Source organism: Corynebacterium sp. ACRQK, from assembly GCF_022345965.1.
GTDB lineage: Bacteria > Actinomycetota > Actinomycetes > Mycobacteriales > Mycobacteriaceae > Corynebacterium.
Window position 1 is genome coordinate 135,195 of sequence record NZ_JAKRMU010000006.1, and the last position, 19,360, is coordinate 154,554.

General features: G+C 62.8%; 21 protein-coding genes. 11 read left to right on the plus strand and 10 right to left on the minus strand.

The annotated features are described in order from the left end of the window. Nucleotides 1-368 precede the first annotated feature (368 nt). Nucleotides 369-2,069 (minus strand): NAD(P)/FAD-dependent oxidoreductase, encoded by a 1,701-nt coding sequence (locus tag MHX63_RS08145; RefSeq protein WP_239388059.1) that lies wholly within the window; start codon nucleotides 2,067-2,069, stop codon nucleotides 369-371. 517 nt (nucleotides 2,070-2,586) lie between these two features. Here MHX63_RS08145 and dnaB point away from each other — a divergent pair. Next, the gene (dnaB, locus tag MHX63_RS08150; RefSeq protein ID WP_239388060.1) at nucleotides 2,587-4,140 is read left to right on the plus strand and encodes a replicative DNA helicase; all 1,554 of its coding nucleotides are present in this window, start codon (nucleotides 2,587-2,589) and stop codon (nucleotides 4,138-4,140) included. A 51-nt stretch (nucleotides 4,141-4,191) separates the two neighbouring features. Here the strand turns inward: dnaB and MHX63_RS08155 are convergent, their stop codons facing one another. Next, a complete protein-coding gene (locus MHX63_RS08155) occupies nucleotides 4,192-4,683 on the minus strand; it encodes a MarR family winged helix-turn-helix transcriptional regulator (RefSeq protein ID WP_239388061.1) in 492 nt (163 codons plus the stop codon). A gap of 183 nt (nucleotides 4,684-4,866) precedes the next feature. Here MHX63_RS08155 and MHX63_RS08160 point away from each other — a divergent pair, with 183 nt between their 5' ends. The 3 genes from MHX63_RS08160 to MHX63_RS08170 are packed head-to-tail and all read left to right on the plus strand — an operon-like array spanning nucleotide 4,867 to nucleotide 6,350. After that, nucleotides 4,867-5,412, plus strand: a complete 546-nt coding sequence (locus MHX63_RS08160; protein WP_239388062.1) for a YceI family protein — start codon at nucleotides 4,867-4,869, stop codon at nucleotides 5,410-5,412. Between the two features lie 27 nt (nucleotides 5,413-5,439). Then, the gene (locus MHX63_RS08165; protein WP_370644065.1) at nucleotides 5,440-5,904 is read left to right on the plus strand and encodes a CrcB family protein; all 465 of its coding nucleotides are present in this window, start codon (nucleotides 5,440-5,442) and stop codon (nucleotides 5,902-5,904) included. Continuing rightward, nucleotides 5,901-6,350, plus strand: coding sequence for a CrcB family protein (locus MHX63_RS08170; RefSeq protein ID WP_239388063.1), 450 nt, complete (start codon nucleotides 5,901-5,903; stop codon nucleotides 6,348-6,350). The genes MHX63_RS08165 and MHX63_RS08170 overlap by 4 nt, the downstream gene beginning before the upstream one ends. Nucleotides 6,351-6,356: 6 nt before the next feature. Here the strand turns inward: MHX63_RS08170 and MHX63_RS08175 are convergent, their stop codons facing one another. Beyond that, nucleotides 6,357-6,860 carry a hotdog fold domain-containing protein gene (locus tag MHX63_RS08175; RefSeq protein WP_239388064.1) on the minus strand — a complete coding sequence of 168 codons (504 nt, stop codon included), beginning with the start codon at nucleotides 6,858-6,860 and terminating at the stop codon, nucleotides 6,357-6,359. Between the two features lie 131 nt (nucleotides 6,861-6,991). Between MHX63_RS08175 and trxA the strand changes: the two genes are divergently transcribed. Beyond that, nucleotides 6,992-7,363: a thioredoxin gene (gene trxA, locus MHX63_RS08180; RefSeq protein WP_239388065.1), complete on the plus strand. Its 372-nt coding sequence runs from the start codon at nucleotides 6,992-6,994 to the stop codon at nucleotides 7,361-7,363. Nucleotides 7,364-7,388: 25 nt separating this feature from the next. Here trxA and MHX63_RS08185 read toward each other — a convergent pair whose 3' ends face one another. Then, nucleotides 7,389-8,447, minus strand: a complete 1,059-nt coding sequence (locus MHX63_RS08185) for an NAD(P)-dependent alcohol dehydrogenase (protein ID WP_239388066.1) — start codon at nucleotides 8,445-8,447, stop codon at nucleotides 7,389-7,391. Between MHX63_RS08185 and MHX63_RS08190 the strand changes: the two genes are divergently transcribed. From MHX63_RS08190 to MHX63_RS08200, 3 genes are all read left to right on the plus strand, one after another. After that, a complete protein-coding gene (locus MHX63_RS08190) occupies nucleotides 8,435-8,758 on the plus strand; it encodes a DUF6114 domain-containing protein (RefSeq protein WP_239388067.1) in 324 nt (107 codons plus the stop codon). The two genes, MHX63_RS08185 and MHX63_RS08190, sit on opposite strands and share 13 nt — an antisense overlap. Before the next feature lie 135 nt (nucleotides 8,759-8,893). After that, nucleotides 8,894-9,694: a PspA/IM30 family protein gene (locus MHX63_RS08195; RefSeq protein WP_239388068.1), complete on the plus strand. Its 801-nt coding sequence runs from the start codon at nucleotides 8,894-8,896 to the stop codon at nucleotides 9,692-9,694. Nucleotides 9,695-9,827: 133 nt separating this feature from the next. Beyond that, the gene (locus tag MHX63_RS08200) at nucleotides 9,828-11,405 is read left to right on the plus strand and encodes an MDR family MFS transporter (RefSeq protein WP_239388069.1); all 1,578 of its coding nucleotides are present in this window, start codon (nucleotides 9,828-9,830) and stop codon (nucleotides 11,403-11,405) included. Here MHX63_RS08200 and MHX63_RS08205 read toward each other — a convergent pair. Further along, nucleotides 11,402-12,151, minus strand: a complete 750-nt coding sequence (locus tag MHX63_RS08205; protein WP_239388070.1) for an alpha/beta fold hydrolase — start codon at nucleotides 12,149-12,151, stop codon at nucleotides 11,402-11,404. The genes MHX63_RS08200 and MHX63_RS08205 overlap by 4 nt on opposite strands. A 73-nt stretch (nucleotides 12,152-12,224) precedes the next feature. Between MHX63_RS08205 and MHX63_RS10425 the strand changes: the two genes are divergently transcribed. Next, the gene (locus MHX63_RS10425; protein ID WP_255710578.1) at nucleotides 12,225-12,920 is read left to right on the plus strand and encodes a YafY family protein; all 696 of its coding nucleotides are present in this window, start codon (nucleotides 12,225-12,227) and stop codon (nucleotides 12,918-12,920) included. Between the two features lie 31 nt (nucleotides 12,921-12,951). On the opposite strand, the gene MHX63_RS08220 is transcribed toward MHX63_RS10425, so the two are convergent. The 3 genes from MHX63_RS08220 to MHX63_RS08230 form a co-directional block, all read right to left on the minus strand. Next, entirely contained in the window at nucleotides 12,952-13,710 is a 759-nt protein-coding gene (locus tag MHX63_RS08220; RefSeq protein ID WP_034966665.1) for a decaprenylphospho-beta-D-erythro-pentofuranosid-2-ulose 2-reductase, read from the minus strand. Between the two features lie 55 nt (nucleotides 13,711-13,765). Beyond that, a complete protein-coding gene (locus MHX63_RS08225; RefSeq protein ID WP_239388071.1) occupies nucleotides 13,766-15,178 on the minus strand; it encodes an FAD-binding oxidoreductase in 1,413 nt (470 codons plus the stop codon). A gap of 131 nt (nucleotides 15,179-15,309) precedes the next feature. Further along, a complete protein-coding gene (locus MHX63_RS08230; protein ID WP_239388072.1) occupies nucleotides 15,310-15,624 on the minus strand; it encodes a hypothetical protein in 315 nt (104 codons plus the stop codon). A 36-nt stretch (nucleotides 15,625-15,660) separates the two neighbouring features. Here MHX63_RS08230 and MHX63_RS08235 point away from each other — a divergent pair, with 36 nt between their 5' ends. Beyond that, nucleotides 15,661-16,347 (plus strand): hypothetical protein, encoded by a 687-nt coding sequence (locus MHX63_RS08235; protein ID WP_239388073.1) that lies wholly within the window; start codon nucleotides 15,661-15,663, stop codon nucleotides 16,345-16,347. Between the two features lie 24 nt (nucleotides 16,348-16,371). Further along, nucleotides 16,372-17,877, plus strand: a complete 1,506-nt coding sequence (locus MHX63_RS08240) for a hypothetical protein (protein ID WP_239388074.1) — start codon at nucleotides 16,372-16,374, stop codon at nucleotides 17,875-17,877. 127 nt (nucleotides 17,878-18,004) lie between these two features. On the opposite strand, the gene MHX63_RS08245 is transcribed toward MHX63_RS08240, so the two are convergent. After that, nucleotides 18,005-18,640, minus strand: coding sequence for a GtrA family protein (locus tag MHX63_RS08245; RefSeq protein WP_239388075.1), 636 nt, complete (start codon nucleotides 18,638-18,640; stop codon nucleotides 18,005-18,007). Next, a complete protein-coding gene (locus MHX63_RS08250) occupies nucleotides 18,570-19,298 on the minus strand; it encodes a GtrA family protein (protein ID WP_239388076.1) in 729 nt (242 codons plus the stop codon). The genes MHX63_RS08245 and MHX63_RS08250 overlap by 71 nt, the downstream gene beginning before the upstream one ends. Between the last annotated feature and the right edge of the window lie 62 nt (nucleotides 19,299-19,360).

Here is a 19,360-nt window from a genome sequence, read left to right on the forward strand (position 1 = left end):
ACTGGTCGCGTGCTTAGACACCACGCGGAGGAATTCACACCCAGGAGCTGCTAGAAAAGCCGCTGAGCTGCGAAGATGCGCGTGCGACTATAACGCACCAGAAAACCTAACTTAGACAACAGCAGGAAGAGGCCCCACGCACGAATGCGTGGGGCCTTTTCCGTTGCCCATCATGCCCAGCTGCCAGCGCCAGTAGCGCTGCTGGGCCGTGCTGCTGGGTGATACTACCTGGCCGGACTGCTGGGTCGTGCTGCTGGCAGCCCTGCCAGCGGCGCCAAGTGTCGGAAAAGTTGCACTTCTCAGGGCTAAATGTCGCTAGAACGGGAATACGCTGATTCCCGCGAGGCCCCAAGCGCCTGGCGCAGCGGCTAAACACGCAGCTCAGCGGCCCCTCCGCCACCCTCGCCAGCAGCCAGCGGAGCCGCCGCCTCCAGCGCATCCACGCCGAAGGCCATGTCGTGGGTATTATCCGCACTGGTGTAAGTGCGCCGCTCCTTGATGTAGTCGTGCTCCATCCGCCACGGATCGCCAGCGGCCTGACGCGGCAGAGTCCCCACGCTGCGCTGGATATAACCACTGGACATCTCCAGAAGTGGCAGGTCGGCGGGCTCTCCGTCGGGCAGGACCGGGCACGCCCACTGCTCGCCGCGCGAATCCATGTCCTTCCACAGCTGCACCAAATACCGCGAGGTCATGTCCGCACGCAGCGTCCACGACTGGTTTAAGTACCCAATGGTGTAGGAGAAGTTCGGTAGTCGATTAGCCATCATGGCACGATAAGCCACCAGAGATTCGGTGGGTACTGGTGCGCCATCGACTGAGAAGTTGGCGTCACCAAAAGCAAGAAGTTGTAGTCCCGTGGCGATTACCAAGACATCAGCCTGGATGTACCCGCCGGAGCGCAACCGCACCCCGTCGGCGTCGACGCGCTCGATGTGGTCGGTGACAACCTTCGCACCGTCGCGCACGGCCTTGAAGAAATCGCCGCCGGGAGACTTGCAGACGCGCTGGTCCCACGGGCCGTACGGGGGAGTGAAGTTGCGGCGGACCTCGTCGGCGGGCAGGTATAGGCGGTTCCAGCCGCGGAACACGAGCTTCGCGATGCTGGGGAAGGTCTGGCAGAGGTGGTATTGCGCCATGTCGCGGCTGATGTGCAGGGTGCGCGCCAGGCGGTGGCCGAATTTGCCAGGCTCGGTGCTTAAGCCCAGGCCGACGAGGGAGCTGATCGTGTCGGTCTCCGGCAGCGGCGCAATGTAGGTGGGGGTGCGCTGCAGCATCGTCACGTCCGCACCCATCGCGTGCAGCGCCGGAACCAGCGTAATTGCCGTCGCACCGGAGCCGATTACCGTGACCTTCTTGCCGCGCACGTCCAGGTCGCGGGGCCATTGCTGTGGGTGCAGGGCGGTGCCTTCGAAGGTATTGACGCCCTCAATGTCCGCCGTGAACCCTTCAGCATGGCGGTAGTATCCGGTGGCGAAGTGGAGACGGCGCGTCCACGTGGTGATGGCCGGCTGCTCGGGGTTGGCGGAGACGCCAGACCCGGAGCCGTCGGTGCCTTCGGAGTTGGCGTGGCCGGGGCGACCGACGCGCATGGTGACCTCCCAGAGGCCGCTGTCGGTGTGGAAGTTCACGGATTCGACCCAGGTAGATAGTTGCAGGCGGTCGAGCATGCCGATTTCCTGGGCGGCTTCGCGGCAGTAGTCGCGGATCTGCTTGCCGGAGCCGAGGGTGCCCTTGTGTGGCCACTTCTTGAAGGGGAGGGAGAACGTGGCCATGTCGGAGTCCGAGCGGATGCCGGGGTATTGGAAGGTGGCCCAGGTTCCGCCGACGTCGTAGTTGGAGTCCACGGTGGCCCAGTTCCAGCCGGGGAAGTTTTTGTGTACGTGGTAGGCGAGGTCGATACCGGAGAGACCCGCCCCGACGATGAGGAGGTCGAGGGGGTGCTCGGCGGTAGCTTCTGTGAGCGCGGGGAGCGTTGACGCGGACGGGGACGCGGACAGGTTGGCTGATGGGGTGGTGGACGGGGCGGCTGAGGAGCTGGTGGTTGGGTCGGTGGGTGTGGAATTCATGAGGCACACGGTACTCCAAGGTTTTGAACTACGTCGGAAAAACAATATTTTACTTCCGCTTAGGAAACCGAATCTAAGGGTGTGCGGCGGGTGCTGGGGCGCCGGTGGCGGGGTGTCGGTGGAGGTGGCAGTAGGGCTGGCAGTGGAGGTGGCAGTTGGGCCGGAAGTGGAGACGGTCACGAACGCGGTTATTGCGGTGAATAAAGTGTGAATAATTTAAGGATTTAGGCGACCTGGGGCTTTGCATGGATGCAATCGCCTGGCCTGCGGGTTTGTTTATCCCCAGGTTATCCACCGATGAAAAGAGAAGCTTTCACACCAGTCACACACTTCTGAACTGCATAGATGCAGAAACTCGCAGGTGAGAGCGTCGGCTATCCACAAGTTATCCACAAGCCATCCTGGGGGATTGTGGGTTATGCACATTTCCTCCACAGGCATATTCACAAGGCCTGTGGATAACGTGTTTTGTATTGCCGCTTAGGGGTTGTCCAGCCCTGCCATTAAAGTGGTTGACATGAGCAAGAATGCAGGCATGAACTTCGACGACGGCGCCCCGCTGCCCGACGAACCTTTCGACGATTTCGGCGGTCCCGGCGACCTCGGCGCCGGCTCGTATGCTGGCTCAGGGGGCGCCGGGGGAGCAGGTGGCTTCGAGTCCTCCGGTCGTCGCGGTGGAGGCTTCCAGGGCGGTCGGAGGGGTCGGGGTGGCCAGGGCGGCTCCCCACAGATCGTCCGCGAGATGCCGCAGAACCCGGAAGCCGAGCAGGGCGTGCTCGGCGGCATGATGCTGGATAAGGACGCCATCGCAGATGTCGTGGAGGTCCTCGTCGGCGATGACTTCTACGTGCCGAAGCACAAGACTATTTTTGACGCCATACTTCAGCTGTACGGCGAGGGTAAGGAAGTCGACCCGGTCATCGTCAGCGGCCGGCTGGACCGCGATGGCGTGCTGAGCTTTATCGGCGGCGCTGATTACTTGCACAGCGTCGTCCAGAAGACTCCGACCTCGGCAAACGTCGGCTACTACGCCTCGATCGTGCGGGAAAAGGCCACGCTGCGGCGTCTGGTGCAGGCCGGCACCACGATTGTGCAGCTGGGTTACGCGGGCACTGAGGGTGCGGACGTGGATAACGTGGTGGACCGCGCGCAGCAGGAGATGTTCGCCATCACCAACGATGCTGCGAAGGAGGACTACGAGGTCTTCGCAGAACTGGTCGCCTCCACCGTGGGGGAGATCGAGCAGCTGGAGAGCCAGGATGGCGTGGAGATGGGCATCCCCACTGGCTTTGCCGACCTTGATGATCTGACGAATGGTCTGCGCGGCGGCCAGATGGTGATTGTCGCTGCCCGCCCGGGTGTGGGTAAATCCACGCTGGCACTGGACTTCATGCGTTCGGCCTCGATTCAGCACGGCAAGGCGTCGGCGCTGTTCAGCCTGGAAATGAGTAAGTCGGAGGTTATGATGCGCATCTTCTCCGCGGAGGCGGAGGTGCGCCTGGCTTCCATGCGCGGCGGCAAGCTGACTGACGACGACTGGGACCGCCTGACCGTGCGTATCGGCGAGATCGAGGATGCGCCGATCTACATTGATGATTCGCCGAATTTGACGATGATGGAGATCCGCTCGAAAGCTCGTCGTCTAAAGCAGCAGGTGGATCTGCAGCTGATCGTGGTGGACTATCTGCAGCTGATGTCCTCCGGCAAGCGGGTGGAATCGCGCCAGCAGGAGGTCTCGGAGTTCTCCCGCCAGCTGAAGCTGTTGGCCAAGGAGGTCAACGTGCCGGTCGTTGCGATCTCGCAGCTGAACCGTGGCGTGGAGTCTCGTGGCGACGACGCGCTTCCGCGTGTCTCTGACCTGCGTGAATCTGGTTCGCTGGAGCAAGATGCCGACATGGTTATGCTGATTAACCGCCCGGACTCGCAGAACCCGGATCACGAACGCGCGGGCGAGGCGGACATCATCCTCGCTAAGCACCGTGGTGGCCCCATTGGCACCGTGACGGTGGCCAACCAGCTTCAGTTCTCCAAGTTCTCCGACATGGCCCGCGACATTAGCCCCATGCCTTAGTCCGGGGCGCTGGCTCACGCTACCCGCGCTCCTAGACCCCGTGCATGCGCGCTAGAGTTGTTCGTTCAGCTTCGCCAGGATCGAGTAGAACTGCTCAACTTCCGTATCGGTCAGCCGGTCAAACACTAGCTCGCGCACCTTCGCCACGTGGCCGGGCGCGGCAGTAGTGATCGCGTCGAGACCTGCGGTTTCAAGGACAACATAGGCTCCGCGGCCGTCGGCGTCACAAGTTTCACGGCGCACCAGACCGCGCTTCGCCATGCGCGTGATCTGGTGTGACAAGCGCGAACGGCTCCACTGCATCATGTTCGCCAGCGCGACGATTCGCTGCTGGTAGTCCGGCGATTCCGAAAGATGCACCAGAACCTCGTAGTCGGACAGGGATAGGGAAGTTTCCGCCGACAGCTGCTGCGCCAGCTCGGCATTGATCTGGATGTGGGCGTTGAGCCACGCTCGCCACACCTGCTGTTCGTGACTGTTCAGCCACCGGGTTCCCGCATTCACGATCTCATCTTGCGGGGGAGAGGTGTTTTCTCGTGTCATGTGAACCATTATCGCACATCAGTCAATATGGTTGACACTTCAACTAAGTGGGCGTAGGTTGGGGCCTAGCGCATCAAGAGAAGTACTCACCAGATGCCGCCAACAAGTGCCACGCAACGCGCACCACACAACTGACAACGCCAACTGAGAAAACCAACCTAAATACCAAACGAAAGGTTCAACATGACCAACGTCAACAACTACTCCGGCGACTTCCAGATCGACGCGGCGCACTCCGAGATCGGCTTCGTCGCCCGCCACGCGATGGTCACCAAGGTCCGCGGCGCATTCACCGACTTCGAGGGCACCGCCACCTCCGGCGAGAACTTGGAGGGCGCAAAGATCGATGTCAAGATCGACGTGAACAGCGTGGATACCCGCAATGCCGACCGCGACGGCCACCTGACCTCCGGCGACTTCTTCGAGACGGAGAAGTACCCACACATCACCTTCACCTCCACGGACATCACCGCCGCTGGCGAGACCGCCATCAAGGTCACCGGCGACCTGACCATCAAGGACGTCACGAAGTCCGTCACCATTGACTTCGACTTCACCGGCGAGGTGCAGGACCCGTGGGGCCAGACCCGCGTCGGCTTCGAGGGCTCCACCAGCATCAACCGCCGTGACTTCGGCCTGGAGTGGAACACCGCCCTCGATGGCGGCGGCGTGCTCGTCTCCGAGAAGATCACCCTGAACTTCGACATCTCCGCCGTCAAGCAGGCCTAACCCAGCTAGCTGGGTAATATTGCACCCATGAAACGCCTCCCGCCCATCGCCCTGGTCTTCCTCGGCGGCGCGCTGGGGGCGATTCTTCGTTGGGTACTAACAGTCTGGATCCCCGCGCTCGGCGACCCCACGCAGGTACCCGGCGCGGCCACTCCGCTGAACGTCACCGGCGGAATCCCTCTCGGAGACATTGCATTGCTGGTGGTCAACGTCTTGGGAGCGCTCCTATTGGGGCTCCTGGTCGGCATGATCCCGAACTCCGCCCACCCGCGCCGCGCGTTCTGGGGCACCGGTGTACTCGGCGGTTTCACGTCGTTTAGCTCGCTCGCTGCGGCTATTGACGCCCCCACCGGCTCAACTACTGCCGTCCTCATTGGGGGAGTCTACGGCCTGATCACGCTGGCACTTGGCCTGTTTGCGGCGGTGATGGGGCTGCGCCTCGGGCGGGATCTGAATGCGCTGGCGCGCCTGCGGCATGGGGGCACGCGATGAGCACCGGAGCGACCCTCGTGGAGCTGTTGGCCGTCGCCGTCGGCGGCGGAACGGGCGCGGCTGCCCGCTACGGGCTGGATACTTACCTGAAGTCCCGGCGCGGCTGGGCGCCTCTGTGGAGCCTGGCGGTGGTAAACCTCCTCGGCACTGCCCTGCTGGGACTAGTTCTTGGTTTCACTTCGCAGCACACGGCGGGCACGGGCGGGCTGGGCGGTCCAGTCAGCGCCGACGGGACCGGGGCGACGAGCGCGACCCGGGACATCCTATTTCCCCTGTTAGGAGTGGGTTTGGCTGGTGGGTTCACCACGTTCTCCACGGTGATGGTGGAGGTCTTCACTCGGCCGCAGCCCACCCGTCGCATCGTCGGCGTGGTGGCGATGACCGTTGCCTGCTGCGCGGTGTTCTTCCCTGCGCTCTGGGGCGGGGCGACGCTCGCGGGCGCCTAGCGCCTGCTACTTCTTGGCGGTCACCCAGATGTCGATCTCCACGTAGGTGGATTCCTTGCCCTCATCGTCGGCGAAATGGATCGTCACCGTCACGGTCTGCCCGCCGGACTCCTTGGTGATCTTCTCGAAGTCCGGCAACTCCGCCGTCGCGGTGGCCGTCAGGCTGCCCTTCGACTTCTTCAGGTACTTCGTGCGCATACCCTGCGGCAGCCAACGGTGCGTGTTGGGTATGGACGCCTCAGCCAGCATCCCCATCGCAAACTCCGCCACATTGCACGCCGCAATGGCGTGGAAGGTTCCGATGTGGTTGTTCAGCAACCACCACTTCTTCGACTTCACCTGGCAGTAGCCCGGTCGCAACTCCTGCAGACGCGGCTGTACAGTCAGGAAATAAGGCGCTTTAGCGCTGGCTGCCAGCGAAAACAGACCGTTGCCAAACGGCTTCTTCGCAAGATTCTTGTACATTTTGAAAGTGCTAGACGGATTCGCGTTGGCGTCATAAATAGACATAGTGAGAACTCTAACGTGGAATAAAGCGTGCGTTGCGTAATGTTGGAAAAACATACGCGCCCCTTTAAACGGTGCGCAGTGACAAAGCAGCGACAAGCTTTGAACGAAGCAATCAACCTGAAGGGAAAGAAATGGCGACCACTGAAATCACCGGAGCAAACTTCCAGGAAACCGTGCAGGGCGACGGCATCGTCGTACTGGACTTCTGGGCAGACTGGTGTGGTCCGTGCAAGCGCTTCGCCCCCATCTTCGAGCAGGCCTCCGAGGAGAACCCGGATGCCGTGTTCGGCAAGGTGGATACCGAGGCTAACCAGGAGCTTTCCGCAGCCCTGCAGATCCAGTCGATCCCGACCCTGATGCTGTTCCGCGACGGCGTGCTGCTGGCCCGCGAATCCGGCCTGCTGCCGGGCAAGGCCATCAACGAGCTGATCGCCAAGGCCAAGGAGTTGAACATGGACGAGGTTCGCAAGCAGATCGAGGCCGAGCAGGGCGGGGCGCAGTAAGCGCTTGGGCTACAAGCCCCCGGCGCTACAGTGTGTTGACGTCGATGACGAAGCGGTAGCGCACATCCGAATCCAACACGCGTTGGTAGGCCGTATTGATTTCCTCTGCCGGGATGACCTCCGCCTCTGCGGTGATGCCGTGGGCGGCGCAGAAATCAATCATCTCCTGGGTCTCCCGGATACCACCGATAGCGCTGCCCGCCACGGAGCGGCGCTTACCGATCAGCGCACCGGCACTGATCTGCATCTTCTCCGGCGGTAGCCCCAGCATCACCATTGTTCCGCCACGCGCCAGGGTGGAAATAAACGGCGCCGGATCCAGCGGAGCGCTGACCGTATTAATGATCAGGTCGAAGCTCGCCCTCAAGGGTTTGTGCCAGCCCTCCTCCTTGGTAGCCACATAGCGGCCGGCGCCGAAAGCCCGGCCGTCGGCTTCCTTGGACTTCGAGTGGCTCAATACCGTCACGTCCGCGCCCATCGCCGCAGCCAGCTTCACCGCCACATGCCCCAGGCCACCCATGCCGACCACCGCCACGCGGGAACCTTCGCCCACGCCCCAGTGCTTCAGCGGGGAATACGTAGTAATTCCAGCGCACAGAAGGGGAGTGGCCGCCGCGGCGGCATCCGACTCCAAGTCGGCGAAAGCCTCCGGAATGCGGACCAGGAACTCCTCACGGCAGACGATGTGAGTGGAGTAACCGCCCTGCGTGATGGTGCCGTCTAGGCGATCCGGTGCGTTATACGTGCCGGTCGAACCGTTCTCGCAATAGTTTTCGTCGCCTTCGCGGCAGGCATCGCAATCCAGGCAGCTATCCAACAGGCAGCCGATACCGACCACATCCCCGGGCCGGAAGTTCTGCACCTCCGCGCCCACCTCGGTGACCTCACCGATGATCTCGTGGCCGGGGGTAATGGGGAAGTTATCGTGCGGCCAATCGCCATTCACGGTGTGAATATCCGAGTGGCAGATGCCTGCCCAGCGGATCTTGATTAGGCAGTCGTTGGGGCGCAGGTCGCGCCGGGAAATGGTGGATTTTTCCAGCACTTCGCCGGCGCCGGGGGCTGAGTAACATGCAACGTCCATGCTCCCCAGGCTACAAGGCCGCAGTGGCGCTGCCGGCCTCCAACATCGGCGGGTTCCTGTTGGGCTCGCTGTTGGGAATTTTCGGTGGGGCGTTTGCCCTGGCGTGGGAGTCGGGGGAACCGGGGGAGCGGAAACCGAAGAAGGCTCGGGGCGAGGGCAAGGAAAAGGACGGTGGCTCCGGGGGTGGATACTCCGCGACGATCCCGGACCCGGTGATGGAGGTCGTGTCCCTGAAACAAGTGAAGATGGATCTGTTGCACCTGACCGGGCGGAACATGGACGCCCCGGTGGTTCACCTGTATCCGCTCTAGTGGCGGGCTTGGTCCCCTCTCCCGCTTTCGTCCCATACGCCTCGCGGAAAGTCAGTACGCTGGAACGCAGTTAACTTAAACAAACCACTACATTCCGACTAAGTACCGACTAGATAGCGACACAGGAGTTTTCCCATGGCGAATCCATTTTCTAAGGGCTGGAAATACCTGATGCAGTCCCTCGACACCAAGATCGAGGAGAACGCGGATCCCCATGTGCAGATCCAGCAGGCCACGGAAGCAGCCCGCAAGCAGCACCAGCAGATTTCCGAAAGCGCAGCTCGCGTGATCGGCAACCGCAACCAGCTGGAAATGAAGATGAACCGCCTGCAGGAAGATGCGGAGAAGCTTTCGGGTAACGCCCGCACCGCCATCCAGCAGGCCGACAAGGCCGCGGCCGACGGCGACCAGGCCAAGGCCAACGAGCTGAACCAGACGGCAGAGCTGTTCGCATCTAAGCTGGTCACGGTCGAGCAGCAGCTCGAGGAGACCAAGCGACTGTACTCCGGTGCGGAAGAGGCCGCCCGTCAGGCGCAGCAGCAACAGCAGCAGTCCGCCGCCCGCCTCGAGGATCAGATGGCGCAGATCAACCAGCTGCGTTCCCAGGTGGATCAGGCGAAGATGCAGGAGGCCACCGCGAACTCCATGCAGCAGATGGATGGTCTGGTGCAAAACGATGATGTGCCGACCCTGGACAGCGTGCGCGAGAAGATCGAACAGCGCTACGCCCAGGCGCTCGGCAGCCAGGAACTCGTTGAGAACTCCGTGCAGGGCCGCATGTCGGAGATCGAATCCGCTGGTAACGACATGCGCGCGAGCTCCCGCCTGGAGGAAATCCGCGCCCAGATGAACACTGAGAACGGTGCGAACGCTCTCGAGCGGGGCGAGGGGAGCGGTGACGGCACTGGCGAGGCCCAGGGCGAGCTGGAGCGCTAACCCGCCCACCCCGCTGGGCTCGCCTACCTTGCGGGCACCACTCACCCCTCTGCGGTCAGTAAACCTGGTGTAAAGTATCCAAGGTTCGCGGGTGCGCCGATGCGCCCGCCTTTTCCATCGTGGAGGGATACCTTTGTCTGAAGAACCTTATTCTGACGCCACCGACTCCAACCGCGCGGAGCGCTCCGCCCCTCCCAGCGAGCCTGCGGCTGGCGCGAAACTGCTTATCGGCATGCTAGTAGCCGCAGCTTTCGTGGTGATTCTCAACGAGACCACCTTGGCCGTGGCTCTGCCCGTTTTGATGGGAGAGTTTGGCGTCACCGCCGATGCAGCGCAATGGCTGACCACAGCATTCATGCTCACGATGGCTGTGGTTATCCCGATGACCGGCTACATCATGCAGCGGTTCCGCCTGCGGTCGATCTACATCGCGGCACTGGCGACTTTCCTTGCCGGCACGGTGCTCGCCGCAGCGGCGCCGACGTTCCCGATCCTGCTGCTGGCGCGTGTGATCCAAGCCAGCGGGACGGCACTGGTGATCCCGATGCTGATGACCACCATCATCCGGCTGGTTCCTATTAACCGCCGCGGCGCGGTATTCGGCCTGGTCTCGGTGGTTATTGCGGTGGCTCCGGCGCTGGGCCCGACGTTTTCCGGCGTGGTGCTGGAGGCCTTGGGCTGGCGTTGGATCTTCATCCTCGTCGCTCCGCTGGTTCTGATTGCGCTGGTCGCAGGTCTGTTCCTAGTGAAGAACTTCGAGGAGCCAAGCCGCCCTTCCCTGGACGTGCTCTCCGTCTTCCTCTCCGCGTTCGGCTTTGCGGGCCTGGTGTACGGCCTGGCCGGCCTGTCGGAGTTGGCCGATGGCGTGCCGGTGCAGCGCCTGATCATCCTGGCTGCGGGCGCGGCGATCCTGGTGGTGTTCTTCCTGCGCCAGCGTTCCCTGGAGCGCAGCTCTAAGCCGAACGCCACCCCGCTGCTGAACCTGCAGCCGTTGCGCGTGCGCGAGTACAACCTCTCGCTGGGGCTGCTGCTGTTCACGTTCTCCATGCTCTTTGGTTTCATCATTCTGATGCCGCTGTACGCGCAGAATGTCGCGGGCTTGTCGGAGTTGAAGACCGGCATGGTTTCCCTGCCCGGCGGGCTGGTCATGGGCTTGCTGGGGCCAGCGGTCGGCCGTGCCTACGACGCGCGTGGCACTCGCCCGCTGATTATCCCGGGCAGCATCTTGATCACCATCGGCATGATGGGCTTTGCCGCCCTGGAGCAGACTGAGCACCTGTTCTCTTGGGTTGGTTCCGGCACGTGGCCGGCGTTTGTGCAGCTCACGCTTGTTACGGTTGTGTTGAACTTGGGCATTGCTTTGATGATGACGCCCCTTATGTCCAACGCCCTGGCGGCCGTTCCGGACTCTTTGGCTTCCCACGCGCAGGCAATTTTGAATACTTTCCAGCAGGTTGCCGGTGGCGCGGGCACGGCAATTTTCGTGGCTGTGATGACTTTCGCCTCCACGCGGTACGCCTCTAGCAATGCGGCGGAGTTGGCAGGCCTGGGTGCCACGGATCCTGCGCTGGCTGACGCACAAGTGGTGGGCCAGGGCATCCACGTGGCATTCCTGGTGGCGGCCTTCGCTTCGGTGGTGCTGATGGTGGCCTCGGCGTTTCTGAAGCTGGATGCGCGGGAATCCGCGCACCCGGGAGCGCCGAAGAACTAGAAACTTGATCGGGCAGGTTGCCCCGCAGCGTGGCCGATTACTTCGGCCAATGCCTCGGGACAGCTCCACATCGGCCAGTGCCCCGTGGGAAGATCAATGACGTCGATATTGTCGAGCCGGGCCACTTCGGCGAACATTGCGTGTCCCTCTTCGGCCAACTCCAGTACTCGCTCACTTGGTATAGAGCAGCACACCATCGTGGTCGGCACACTGAAGCGGTCATTGTTGGTTAGTTCGACCGCTGCACGCATGACAGGTCCCGGTTCGGCGACGGCTTTCTCTCGGAAGCGCTGGAGGTGCTCTGCGCTAAGGCCTTCAAGACTGGCCTGTTGACCAAGCTCTTCGAAAGAGGGTAGGGGCACCTCCGCGACCGACTCGGGAAGATCCGGGGCGAAGACGCTACCGGGTAAGACGGGACCCGAGTCCACCCACACAACCCGCTGGATCAGTTCAGGGTTTCGATCGATGACGACACTGACCGGAGCATTGGCACCACTGTGTGCGACGAGAACTACATTGCCTCCTTGCACGTCGATAGCTGATTGGATCGTCGCGACTTGCTCATCGAGAGTCCTGTTTGCGCGCTGTGGGTCTTGATCGTCGAGGCCGGGAAGAGTGATGGGAATGGCGTGCATGCCGTTGGATGTCAGTCGTTCGGCGACTTCGTCCCATGCCCATGCCCCAAGCCAATGCCCTGCGACGAGAATGATTACGGGAGGGGTCTTTTCCTGCTGTTTTGATGTCATGGTGCCATCATGTCAGTGCTGGTGGACAGCTGTGTGTCACTATTTATGTCATGAATTTTGAACGGGCAATTTCATGAAGCGATCCGAGCGTCTTCACGCTCTCACGGATGTTTTGCGGCGTAGCGGCTCCCGAGGGGCCAGCGCTGAGCGACTAGCGAGCGAGTTTGAGGTGTCGGTCCGCACCATCAAGCGTGACCTAGCTGCGTTGGAAAGTGCCGGACTGCCCATCTGGTCGCGCCCTGGTCCGGGCGGTGGATATGGTCTGGTCCCGGGTGCATCGCTTCCCCCGGTGCGGCTGTCCCCGACGGAGGCAATGGCCTTGTTGGCTGCGAGCGTGTCGACTGATGCGCCGTATGCCGACCTGGCAACAGCGGCGGCAGAGAAAATCGTCGACGTTCTTGATCCTCGTACGAGACAGCAAGCTGAGCGACTAGCTGAGCGTGTATGGGTTAATCCCTCTGCCACTTCGTTGAGGACTACACGCTCTGCATTGGAGCAAGCGATGACAGACCAAAAGGTGGCTCGGATCCAGTACGTCACCAATGAGGGGGTCGAAAGCTGCCGCGATGTTGAACCGGTGCTGTTCGCCTTTACCGACGGGCGTTGGTATCTGGTCGCATGGTGCCGATTGCGATCAGCGATCCGTTGGTTCGCGCTGTCACGGGTGAAGAAGGCTGTTGTGACCAGTGAGACTTGTTCTGGTCACGACATCAACGAGGTCGGAATACCGCCTGTCCATGCGCGAAGCGTCAACCCTCAACACTGGTAAAACAGTCGATCAACGGTCCTGGACCATACAGCTACAGCGGCAGCTTGCGCAGGATCGGCAGCGGCAGGTGCTTCAGGATCAGCATGATCGGGCGGAACAGGGGGTGTACCCAGATCAGGGACTTGCGGTTATCCACGGCCTTGGCGATGGCCTTGGCCACGTCTTCCTTGTCCACGGTCAGCGGCGCGTCGTCCAGGTCCTTGGTCATGTTGGTGCGCACCTGGCCTGGGCGGACGGTCAGCACGCGCACGCCGGTGCCACGCAGGGCTTCGTTCAGCATGCGGTAGAAGCCATCCAGGCCGGCCTTGGTGGAGCCGTAGACGAAGTTGGAGCGACGGACCATCTCACCTGCAACGGTGGAGAATGCAACGATCTGGCCGTGGCCCTGCTTCTTCATGTAATCCGCCAGCAGCACGCCGACGGAAACGGCGCCGGTGAAGTTCACCTGCGCGGCCTGTACGGCCAGCTTCTGGTTGGTCCACTGCTTCTCGTTGTCGCCCAGGATTCCGAACGCGACGATGGCCAGGTCCACGTCGCCGTGGCTGAAGATTTCCTCGAAAACCTGCGGGTGGGAATCGAAGTCTACTGCGTCGAAGGTGACGGGTACGACCTCGCTGGCACCGGCGGCGTTCATGCGGGCGGTGGCGTCATCCAAAGACTCGCCAGCACGGGCGGCCAGGATCACGCGCGCGGGGCCGCGGGAGAGGAACTCCTCGACGACGGCGAGGCCCATGTCGGACGCGCCGCCGAGCAGCAGGATGGACTGGGGTTTGCCAACGGCATCAATCATTGTGACTCTCTTTCGGGGTAGCGATACAGCTCTATGCAGTTAAAGCCCTATGCAATTAGAACTCGAGGCGGCGGGACATATCGGAGGCGAAAACCTCCGTCGGGTCGATGCGCTTGCGGGTGGCCAGCCAGCCGGGCAGGCCGGGGTACATCTTGTGGAAGTTCTCGGCGGAGGTGCGGGATTCCTTGGCCAGGTACAGGCGGCCGCCGAATTCCATCACGCGGCGGTCCAGGTCGTCCAGGAAGGCGCCCAGGCCCGGCTTGATCGGGAAGTCCACGCAGACGTTCCAGCCCGGCATCGGGTAGCTCAGCGGGGCCTTGTTGCCCTCGCCGAACAGCTTGAACACGTTCAGCGCGGAGTAGTGGCCGGAAGCCTGGATGTCGCGGATGATCTCCTTGAACGGCTCCACGGCCTCCGTCGGCACGACGAACTGGTACTGCAGGAAGCCCTTGGAACCATAGCCGCGGTTCCACTCGCCGATGAGGTCCAACGGCTGGTAGAACTGCGTGAGGTTCTGCACCTGGTTGCGGTACTCGCCGGACTTCAGCCACCACAGCTCGCCGATCGCCACCATGGATAGCTTGTTCATGGTGAAGCTCGGGAAAATATCCGGCACGGTCATCAGCTGCGGTGCCTTGAACTTCAGCGGATCCTTCGCCAGCTTCGGCGCGTACTCCTTCAGCTGGTCCAGGGTGGCCAGGGAGCCGCGGGAGATTGCGGCGCGGCCCAGCTTCGGCTCCGGGCTGATCGCATCGAACCAGGCGGAAGAGTAGGTGAAGTTGTGTTCCGAACCATCGGAGTGGAAGGCGATGGTTTCGTCCAGGGAGTGCGTCATGTCGCCATTGGCGATGAAGTACGCGGTCTCCGTCTTCGTCATCTCAATGGTCGCGCGCAGGATGATGCCGGTCAGGCCCATGCCGCCGACGGTGGCCCAGAACAGTTCGCCGTCCGGGTCGTCCTCGGAGCCCTCCGGGGTCAGGTGCAGCACGCGCCCGTCGGCCACCAGCAGCTCCATGGAGCGGACGTGGTCGCCGAAGGAACCTGCAGAGTGGTGGTTCTTACCGTGAATATCCGGGCCGATAGCGCCGCCGATGGTCACCTGGCGCGTGCCGGGCAGTACCGGCACCCACAGGCCGTAGGGCAGGGCGGCCTTCATCAGCTGGTCCAGCGTCACGCCAGCATCTACGTCCACGATGGCGGTATCGGGGTTGATGCTGTGGATACGGTTCAACTGCTGCATGTCGATAACGAGCCCGCCGGCGTTCATGGCCGGATCGCCGTAGCTACGACCCATGCCGCGGGCAATCACGCCACGCTGCAGGTGGCTGGGCTTATCCGCGTTATCGTCAGCCACGCGCGCGACGGCGGCGGCAATCTGGTCGACATCCTGCGTAGACAGAACTTCGGCGGTCGTGGGGGCGGTGCGACCCCACCCGGTGAGGGTTCGAGTGCTGGTGTGCAATTCCATGTTCTCTACCCTAGCGCCCGGCTGCGACAACCCTCGGGCGCGGCGCCGCGTGGGGCTCAAGTTGCCAGCGTATTCGCAGTTGCGGTGTGGGCGGCGTCACTAAGAAAGGGCGAGTGCGAGCCAGCAGAGAGTTAGTAGAGCTCCATAATCTGGCGGATCTCCTCCGGTAGTTCCTCGGCCTCGGTGATGGTGGGGCCGTCGTATTCGCGCAGGATGTCGCGCACGCGCTGGCGGCTGGTGCTGTCGAGGATGGGGAGTTCCTGGGCCATGAGGCGCGTCATAAACTCGTTGAGTGGCAGGTTCGTGCGGGTGGAGGCCTCGTAGCTGCTTTCTTTACCGACGCCACCGACTCGCACCGGTGCATTCCTGTGTTCCTGCTCGGCGGGAGAGGCCTTGGAGCGCTTGAAGAGTTTCGCGACGGCGGGGAACCTATCAAAAACAGCCATAGGGAAGATCATAGTCGGTGGTAACCTCCAATAGCGATGAGCACAACTGCCCCTGAAAGCACTGCCACTGGCGCTGGAGCTGCTGAAACCCCTGGCGCACCCGAGCCCGTCCGCTACGACCCGATCATGGTCGTGGCCGTCGCTGGCCCCGCCGACGATCCGACTTTCGCCATCTGGCAGGTGGAAACTGACCCCGACGTGCAGCTCGGTGACTTTTCTGGCGCCTGGCTGATTGACGGCGCGGGCATCCACGGCTTTGCCGCCAGCGCGGACTGGATTGAGGGGACTGACGACCGCGCGGCCATGCTCGCTGCCTTGCTGTGCTATCCCGTGCTGTTTGTGGGCGACGAGGCGGCGGCGAAGGTGCTGCCGAACGACGTTGCGCTGGTTGATGTGGCAGCCACGGAGGTTGCTCTTAATGACGCCCTCGCCTCCGCCAAGCAGCACTTCAGCGACGAGTTTCCGGGGAAGAAGCAGCCGGCGTGGGGGAGTTTCCGCACGCTGGAGGAGTTCCGCGAGGCCGAGGCTGGCGCCGGTGCTGGTGGCGGGAGTAAGGCCGAGCGGGAGGCCGTAGCGGCAGCGCTGCGGGAGGCTGCAGCGCTGCGTGGCTGGATCGCGCAGTACAACGCATTCGACAAGCTGCGAGTCCGCCGACTTGGCTCTGTGATCAGCGAGTTTGTGACGGCTCAGACGCTTCCACTGGTTCTCGCCCAGCGAGGTTAGCCGGGCGCCATTACGCTTAGGTGCATGAATCGCTCATCGCTTTATGGGGCCGCCGGGGGCTATGAATCAGCCGGCGGTTCCACTGCTGCGCGAGCGAACGGGAACGGCGGCGCGGAAGCGGCAGATGCGCCGGAAAAGGCGCAGTCCGCGGAGGCGCCGATCGCGGGCGGGAGCGTGATCTCCCTGTCGCAGATCCGCACCTCCCGACGCGCCGGCGCCGATGGAGCGGAAGCTAACGCCGGGGGAGCGGCAGACAGTGCAGCTGAGGGAGTCAGCACCGAGGGTGCGGCTAAGGGGGTTAGCACCGAGGGGGCGGAAGTGCAGGAAAGCTTGGGGATTATGTCCACACCGGGGGCGGGGACCAGCAGAAACAATGGAGCCCACACCACGGTCTTCACCGTGGTGGTGGAGCATCACTTCCCAGGCGTGGGAAGGTACTCCCGCTTGCTCAGCGTCTCCGGCGCCATGAGTGTGGCCGACTTCGCCGACGCGATCCTCACTAGTTTCGACTGGCCTGAATCCGTGAACCGGGTCCCCGAGGCGCACCCCACCCGCTACGTCGCGCGGGCGGAGCGCGGTACCGGCGCGCCCGACAGCGCCGTCACCGACGCCACCACCGAGCCAACCTGGAGCTTCCGCGCCCGCACTGCTGGCCGCGTGCGCGTCTACGCCAAGGGCGCAAATTCCATCGGCACTGCTCTCGGCGACATTTTTCGCCGCGGGACCATCGGCGTGCTGAAGGTAGGCCGCTACGATTTCAGCGTCAACGTCACAGACACCACCACCCGCCACGAGGAAATCGAGCTCGTCCCCACCGGTTCCCCCTTTGACGCTTCCTTCAACGCGCCGGGCGAGGCGGATGCCGAAGCAGTGCTCCTGGCCGCCGACTTCCTCGCCGATACAGAGGACGATGCGGCTGAGGCGGGTGGCGTCAATAAGAATCAGGATGACGAACTCGCCGCGCACCTGCACCCTGCGGGCATCCCGGCGCGAGTGGATGTCACGGAGGTGAACGTGGCTCTGGCGGGCGAGGACACCGTCGAGCAGATCCTCGCCGAAACCGACCCTGAACTGCGGGAACTTCTGCACGAGCGGGCGCTGTACGAGTTCATTCCGCTGCTGCAGGCGCTGGATTTGGAGCGGCCGGCGAACGTTACCGAGCACGCCGCTGAGCTGCTGGCCGACGCGCCGATCGAGAAGAGCAAGATCGGGCGCGCGGCAGCGTGGGCGCGGATCATCGCGCTGTCCACGCTGGTGGATTCGGAGGTCGACGAGGTCAGCGAGGCCTTCATGTCGGCACTCGGCTTCACGCGCGCGGATGCGAAGCTGCCGCCGACCGATACTGCTTTGGGTACTGACGCCCTCAGCGCCAGCGAGATCAAGTGGCTGTCGCGGCGGACCGGGCGCATCTTGGCGCAGGTCGGGGCAAGCAAATGGGAGCCTCAGCCCGATGACCAGGCGGTTCCTTTGGTTCCGCAGTGCTCGCTGCTGGACCGCTTGGAGATGTACCGCTTCGTTCTGCAGCGCTAGTTTGGGTGTTGGCGGGATTCTGGTCTGTCCGCAGGCTTTGACCACCTGCTGGTTTGTCTAGTTTGGCTTGGCTGCGGAGGTAGCAAAGTAGGGCGAAGCCCGTCTCAAGCTTCCAGATGCACCCCAGCTAGCGCTTGAAGATGAGGAACTTCTGGATCAGGAAGTTCAGCACCGTCGCCGTGCCCTGCGCAATCACAAAACTGATCGCACGCACCCAGAACGCATTCAGGTCGAAGCCCTCCAGCCACGGGATCGACACCTTGTACAGCCCCCACTGCACAATAAAGGTCAGCCCGTAGGTCACCATGGTGATGGCGAATCGGCGCCCACTCGGCTCCGCCTGGAAAGTCCACCGACGGTTGATGAAGTATGCCGTCAGGGTTCCCAGCACGAATCCCAGCGCCTTGGCTACGCCATCGCTTAAGCCAAACGCAAAGGTGAACAGCGCTGTGGAGCCGAAGTCCACGACGGCGCTGAAACCTCCGACCAGCACAAACTTCACCAGCTGCGACTGGATGATGCGCTGCGCCCGGGTGGTGTGCTCGGACTGAAAGTTATCGCCGACCCGCGCGCCCTGCTCGGCAGTGGCATTGTCGGCAGCGGCACCGGAAGCAGCGCCGGCGCCACTGGAGTGCCCGGCCCCAGCGGGATCGCTGGCTGGCTGGGGCGAGGGGGCGTCATTAAAAGAAGGCTTAGACATCCGCATCACCAGCACCAGATCCCGCACCAGCACCAGAACCTGCACCGCCAGTCCGTGGCTCAACTACGCGCACCACCCGGCTGGACTCGCGCGGCTTCGCGCGGAACGTCCACAGCTTGTTGAACAGGAAGTTTGCCGGCACCGCCAGGATCACACCAATGAAGTTGCCCCAGTACGCGCGCGTGCGCAGCCCCGAGGAGTTATCGAAAATGTCCTGCGGCAGGGCGATCGGCGACTCGGGGTTCACCAGCGCCGTCGAGACCACTAGCGTGATCAGCAGTCCGAACACGCCCACGGCCATGAACTGCGGTAGCTGCTTCCACCAAGCGCGCTTCGGCTCGTGGCGGAAGGTCCAGTAGCGGTTCAGGCAGAAGTTCCAGATGTTCGCCAGCAGGAACGCAACCACGGAAAACACGTGGTACCAGCGGAAATGGTATTGGGTTCCGAGGAGGTTCAGGAAGGCATCCTGCACGTGAATATCCCAGCCGGCCTCTGCGAGCTTCTTCGACAGCACGAAGATCGCCTGGTTGACCAAAAACCCCGACGCGCCGACGAGCCCGAATTGGATGAACTGCCGCGCGACATTGCGGCGGCGGTGCGCGCGGGAGAGGGCTGCGTCTTTGGCGTTCTTCTTATTGACGCCAGCGTCGTCAGCGGGCTGCGTGGACTCAATGCTCGGGGTGATCTGGGTTTCGGACACGGTCACTTCGGCTAACTTCATCCTCGGTTAGGTGGTGTTAGGCGGCGCCGGGAGCATGTCTGGGCGTTGCCTTGGGTTTCAGG

What these genes read in the sequence shown, in the direction of transcription:
- MHX63_RS08185 (WP_239388066.1), bottom strand. Translation starts at nt 8,447, where the DNA reads ATGGACGTTGCATGTTACTCAGCCCCCGGCGCCGGCGAAGTGCTGGAA.
- trxA (WP_239388065.1), top strand. Translation starts at nt 6,992, where the DNA reads ATGGCGACCACTGAAATCACCGGAGCAAACTTCCAGGAAACCGTGCAG.
- MHX63_RS08225 (WP_239388071.1), bottom strand. Translation starts at nt 15,178, where the DNA reads ATGGAATTGCACACCAGCACTCGAACCCTCACCGGGTGGGGTCGCACC.
- MHX63_RS08155 (WP_239388061.1), bottom strand. Translation starts at nt 4,683, where the DNA reads ATGACACGAGAAAACACCTCTCCCCCGCAAGATGAGATCGTGAATGCG.
- MHX63_RS08250 (WP_239388076.1), bottom strand. Translation starts at nt 19,298, where the DNA reads ATGAAGTTAGCCGAAGTGACCGTGTCCGAAACCCAGATCACCCCGAGC.
- MHX63_RS08160 (WP_239388062.1), top strand. Translation starts at nt 4,867, where the DNA reads ATGACCAACGTCAACAACTACTCCGGCGACTTCCAGATCGACGCGGCG.
- MHX63_RS10425 (WP_255710578.1), top strand. Translation starts at nt 12,225, where the DNA reads ATGAAGCGATCCGAGCGTCTTCACGCTCTCACGGATGTTTTGCGGCGT.
- MHX63_RS08220 (WP_034966665.1), bottom strand. Translation starts at nt 13,710, where the DNA reads ATGATTGATGCCGTTGGCAAACCCCAGTCCATCCTGCTGCTCGGCGGC.
- MHX63_RS08240 (WP_239388074.1), top strand. Translation starts at nt 16,372, where the DNA reads ATGAATCGCTCATCGCTTTATGGGGCCGCCGGGGGCTATGAATCAGCC.
- MHX63_RS08165 (WP_370644065.1), top strand. Translation starts at nt 5,440, where the DNA reads ATGAAACGCCTCCCGCCCATCGCCCTGGTCTTCCTCGGCGGCGCGCTG.
- MHX63_RS08145 (WP_239388059.1), bottom strand. Translation starts at nt 2,069, where the DNA reads ATGAATTCCACACCCACCGACCCAACCACCAGCTCCTCAGCCGCCCCG.
- MHX63_RS08205 (WP_239388070.1), bottom strand. Translation starts at nt 12,151, where the DNA reads ATGACATCAAAACAGCAGGAAAAGACCCCTCCCGTAATCATTCTCGTC.
- MHX63_RS08170 (WP_239388063.1), top strand. Translation starts at nt 5,901, where the DNA reads ATGAGCACCGGAGCGACCCTCGTGGAGCTGTTGGCCGTCGCCGTCGGC.
- MHX63_RS08175 (WP_239388064.1), bottom strand. Translation starts at nt 6,860, where the DNA reads ATGTCTATTTATGACGCCAACGCGAATCCGTCTAGCACTTTCAAAATG.
- MHX63_RS08230 (WP_239388072.1), bottom strand. Translation starts at nt 15,624, where the DNA reads ATGGCTGTTTTTGATAGGTTCCCCGCCGTCGCGAAACTCTTCAAGCGC.
- MHX63_RS08235 (WP_239388073.1), top strand. Translation starts at nt 15,661, where the DNA reads ATGAGCACAACTGCCCCTGAAAGCACTGCCACTGGCGCTGGAGCTGCT.
- dnaB (WP_239388060.1), top strand. Translation starts at nt 2,587, where the DNA reads ATGAGCAAGAATGCAGGCATGAACTTCGACGACGGCGCCCCGCTGCCC.
- MHX63_RS08190 (WP_239388067.1), top strand. Translation starts at nt 8,435, where the DNA reads ATGCAACGTCCATGCTCCCCAGGCTACAAGGCCGCAGTGGCGCTGCCG.
- MHX63_RS08195 (WP_239388068.1), top strand. Translation starts at nt 8,894, where the DNA reads ATGGCGAATCCATTTTCTAAGGGCTGGAAATACCTGATGCAGTCCCTC.